Raw genomic sequence first — 5009 nt, 5'->3', positions numbered from 1 at the left:
ATGATAATCTCTCTTTCGGAATACTCGATATAGTATTTATGATTTGTTTATTTAATGCCAATAAAGGTTTAATGCCTCATCAAGTGGTCTTTCTTGATATTTATGAAGTATTACCCATTGGTCTTGATTATATGCTTGGATAACAAATGGTTGTTCTTCATACTTTATTTATTGCAGAGTCGCATAGATTTTTCTGACTTCATCTTAAAAAAATCCTTATCCAACTAATCTGTCCCGGTAGTTGAAAAAGAAGAAATACGTATTTTCCTTTAGCTCGAAAGTTTCTTAGTTACTCCTGCTACCAATCAGAAATGTAGTAACCACCAGTCATTCTAAAAAATATGTTTCAAATGCTATTTTTAAGACTAATGAAGCTAAAAAAACAGCCCCTTTATCAGTGAAACAGGGTATGGAAGAAATTAAGGTAAATAAAGAATCATTTGAAGTTTAAGTACATCCGTTAAAGTTCATTTAATTTCATAAAAATCATTCGAGGAACAGAGATTATTCTACCTTCCCTGAGGTCAGAGATTGGCTTATTAGTTAGATACGAGAACAACTCAGGGAACTAGAACAAGCACCCGACTCCAATTCATCTTGGTGATAGGGTGCTTGTTGCTCTATTTATGAAAACGATTTTGATTATTCCTTTTGTGTCCATTTTGAAAACAAGCATCACAGATTGGAAAACGAGCTTCGTCGGGAAGCTTTTTTCCACATCGCTTGCATTTTTTTTGGTAATTCTGTAATTCATCTTTTAAGTGATCGTGTACGCTGTTACTAATATCTTCACGGACTCGTTCCCAATAAACCGCTTCTGTTTTTCTGCCTAACCGATATAAAAAGAGCAAATGCAGACCAATTGCTTTATAGGAAAGCTCCATATCCTCTAAATTTCTCGTTTTAATGAGTGGTTCTGGAAGTTCTCTGTCTTCAGCAATTGCTTCAAGTGTGTTAAGCCATTGACGAATGAGGGCAGGTTCTTTTGATGAGAATGGCAGATGCAAGTATCCGTATAAATCCATTAAGGAATACCTTGCTTCTATCTCTGTATCGCGAACCAGTTCATAACGCTCTCGTTCTTCAATAAGAGAGGCCTTATTTGTTCCCTTTGGCGGATCAAACTGCGTCCACAAATCGAAAAACGTCCCAAGGTCTCGGTAGTACTTTTGAAAACGTTCAAAAACGGCTGAAGTTGGAGCGATGGCAAAGTTTTGAACCGGCTCATCTACCTTTTCAAGCAATGCCTGCATTTTTTTAATATCAGCTGTAAAAGCTACCTTGCCAATATCATAGAGACCGATTCTCCCCGCCCGTCCAGCAATTTGTTTGATTTCCTGTGACGTCAACGTTCTTCTGCTCGTTCCATCGAACTTCTCATTTTCTAGAAAGACAATGCGGCGGATAGGCAGATTCAAGCCCATACCAATGGCATCAGTTGCTACAACAACGGTCGTTTCGCCGCTCGTAAACAGTTCCATTTGTTTTTTTCTAGTCTCGGGAGGCATACTGCCATAAATCATACTTACTCGATGACCGCTGCGCTGCAGACTAGAAGCCGTTTCGAGAACTTGTCTTCTTGAAAAACAGACAAGCGCATCTCCCTTTTTAGTATCGCGAAGACTGAATACCTTCGATTCCACCTCTAAAGGGAATTCCCGGTTATATTCGTATACTTCTACATTACTTTCTTCCAAAAGTGTTAAAAGCATATTTTTAATGTTCCAGCTTCCGATGACATGTACTTCTTTCGCGTTCGCATTCATAATGGCCCGATACCACGAAAAGCCCCGGTCTTTATCAGCAATCATTTGTGCTTCATCAATGACAATGACCTCATAATGGTCCTTCTCATGAAACATTTCTACCGTAGAAGAAAAGTGCTTAGCACCGGTTATAACCTTTTCCTCTTCCCCTGTTTTTAATGTACAAGGAATTCCTTCTGCATTAAGCTTATCGGACACTTCAAAGGCAAGAAGTCTTAGTGGTGCAAGATAAAGTCCGCTTTCTGCTTCCTTCATTTTTTGTAGCGCCTGATGCGTCTTCCCCGTATTCGTTTCACCAATGTGTAAAATATATTTAATGCTCTTTCCTAAGGAAGGGGCATAGGCCTTACCAAAGATATCATTTAAAATCCGTTCTTCTTCTTCCTTTTTCCGCGCCTGTTCAGCCAGGGCTTCTGCTTTCCTTTGTTCTCTCTCTTGTTCGTCTTTTTCAAAAATTTCAAGATGAACGACTTCGTCAAAAGGAATGGCAATTAGTTTTACCAAGTCGGCGAGGTATTCATCTTGAATTTCTTCAAAGCAGGCCGCGGCGAAATCGTTTAACTCATCGCCTAATAGTCCTTTAATGGCTACTGTACTTAAGTTTTCCTCATACACCTCTGCAAATTTATGAACCAGCTCTTCCGGTATATGTTTGATCACTAGTTCAGGGACAAATTCTGAAAGGAAATCCTGTACTATTTTTTCATACCGGTAATAATACGTCTCATACTCATAACGGCTCCTGCCCCAATCAAAGACAGAATGCACCGCTCCTGTTAACTCTTCAAAGAATTCATCAACCATAATATAATCTTTCGTATCAAATGATCCCTGTTCGATTAATCGTTCTTCCAGCTCGAACAGTTCGATATTCTGGTAGCGTTGATTATGTTTGAAATCCTCAACTACCTTTACAGCCACATGATTCCTCACATATATATATAGGAGAAGAGAATGATTATCTATATAGTCATGCACCGCACTCTGCAGCTGCAGGCGAACATTCCAACGCTCTTCTGCAAGTTTTTTTTCATTCTGCCTTTTAAAAAAGTTTGCTCTAGCTTCAAGATAACGCTGTTCCCATCCATCAGCATTTTCTGCAAACATTTGCGTAACCCACTCTTGTACCGGAAAAGGATCAAACCCTTTTAATTCGTTACGGAACATCGTATTCAGAACTTTATGAGGAATATCATTCGTATTCAATCCCTTACTCTTAAGATAGGACCTTTTTTCTTTCCTAGGCACGTCATTAGAAGCCTTATTCAACCACACATTTAACCAAATACCTTCTAAATAGGTATGCCGGTCAGAAATATACTCCGTATATACAGGCATCTTTTCTTTATCCTCTAAATACCGATCTATGTCTTGTATAATTTTATATTTTGTTTGTTCGATTGCTAGTAGATAACTTTCTTCCAATTTCCCCATCATGATCTCCTTTAGCAGTCACCAATGTTGTAGTTTGTATTTGTCTGATTCTCATTATTCTTCTCCAAAATACTATATAACATTATCACACAGTTAGTTTTTTTAACAACATGACTTTAAGGGTAGATAGCATGATACTTGTCTACACCACATTCTATAGGTAATCTGCATTCGTGTTTAGTACGTTAGATTATAATATGTACGACACCTTCAACTGGAACGAAACAGTAGTCCAACGCTCATTTTTATCATTCTTATTGGATAATTCATGTGGCTGTTTACCAATCAAAAGCGCAAATGTGATACACCTCAAATAGTTTGGTCAGCTAACCTATTTCGTTCAGCTTCAATTCTTTCAAGATCGATTCGAACAAATAACGGTTCAACATTTAACAGTGGCCCTGGTGTAACTATGAATGGCTTCCATCCATCTTCTGTTGTGTTAATCATTTCTTTAACCCTGCTGCTTGAAAAAGGGAGGAATGGAGAAAGGATTTGAGCTAAATTAGCTATAAGATAGACGCAATCTGCCAGTGATTGTCGGCAAGACTCAAGATCATCCTTTACCTGTATCCAGGGTTTTTGTTCGTCAAAAAACTTATTCGAGAATCTGATGATACCGAAAACTTTCTCTAAACCTTGTTTAAATGAACCGGCTTCTATGTCACTTCCTACTTCATTATATAATCGAGTAATTTTATTTTGGATAACCGGAGTAATATCGTTTGCAGGAATGATCCCGTTAAAGGACTTTTGAATAAATTTTAACGTCCGATTGACAAAGTTGCCATACGCCCCCAATAATTCTGTATTATGACTATAAATAAATTCCTTCCAAGAAAAGTCAGCATCCCGGCTTTCGGGTGCGTTAATCGTTAAAAAGTATCGGATTGAATCCGGATCATATCTGTTCAGAAGATCCGGTACCCAAACTGCCCAATTACGACTCGTTGATAATTTCTTTTTTTCCAATGTCAGGTACTCATTTGAAATAATATGAGTAGGTAAAGATTCTTTCCCTAGACCTGCCAATATGCCTGGCCAAATAATGGAATGGAACGGGATATTATCTTTTCCATGAACGTAATAGGATGTGGCAGCCGCGTCCCAAAACACGGAGTCATCATTGTTGGTTTCTTTCGCCCAAAGCTTACTCGCTGTATAATAGCCTGAAACGGCTTCAATCCACACATAGATTTTCTTATCTTCGTATCCTGCTACCGGGACATCCACTCCAATGGGCAGATCCCTTGAAACGGCTCGATCTAGCAATCCTTCCTGTAAATACCTTTTGGTTAATGAAAGAGCATTTTCACGCCAAAGATTGTTCCTTTCAGCTTCATTTACATAGGTTTCTAAACTAGTTTGTAACGAACTTAATGAAAAGTAAAAGTGCTCTGTTTTTCTTGTAGCAGGAGGATTTCCGCAGAGTTTACATGTTCTTACTAATAGTTCAAGTGGTTCTAATACAGTTGAACAAGCATCGCATTGATCTCCTCGTGAATGTGCACCGCAATTAGGACAAATCCCTTCAACATAGCGATCAGGTAAAAATTGCTGATCATATTCGCAATACGTTTGTTCTATTTCTTTTTTATAAATCAGACCATTTTCAAGCAACGCTAAAAAGATCTCTTGAACGATTTTATGGTGATGAGCTGTATCCGTTCTTGTGTAGGTATCGTAAGAAAATCCTAATTTCGAAAAACAATCTACAAATTCTTCATGATAGCGATCTGTAATTACTTTAGCTGTAACACCTTCTTGTTTTGCCCGAATAGCAATCGGTGTACCGTTACAATCACTACC

The 5009-nt window shown here is 38.2% G+C and carries 2 protein-coding genes; both read right to left on the bottom strand.

Annotated features, from left to right (window positions below; all coding sequences use genetic code 11):
* Nucleotides 1-620 precede the first annotated feature (620 nt).
* Nucleotides 621-3200 (bottom strand): DEAD/DEAH box helicase, encoded by a 2580-nt coding sequence (locus tag AC52RT_RS00605; protein WP_495538957.1) that lies wholly within the window; start codon nucleotides 3198-3200, stop codon nucleotides 621-623.
* 309 nt (nucleotides 3201-3509) lie between these two features.
* Nucleotides 3510-5009, bottom strand: a 1500-nt coding sequence (gene metG, locus AC52RT_RS00600; protein WP_495538956.1) for a methionine--tRNA ligase, incomplete at its 5' end; no start/stop codon positions are given.

This window comes from Peribacillus sp. (assembly GCF_059453735.1).
The sequence above is the reverse complement of the archived record's forward strand: the minus strand, read 5'-3'. Positions and strand labels throughout refer to the sequence as shown.

Excerpts from the sequence above, each read along its gene's own strand:
- AC52RT_RS00605 (WP_495538957.1), bottom strand. The coding sequence starts at position 3,200 with ATGGGGAAATTGGAAGAAAGTTATCTACTAGCAATCGAACAAACAAAA.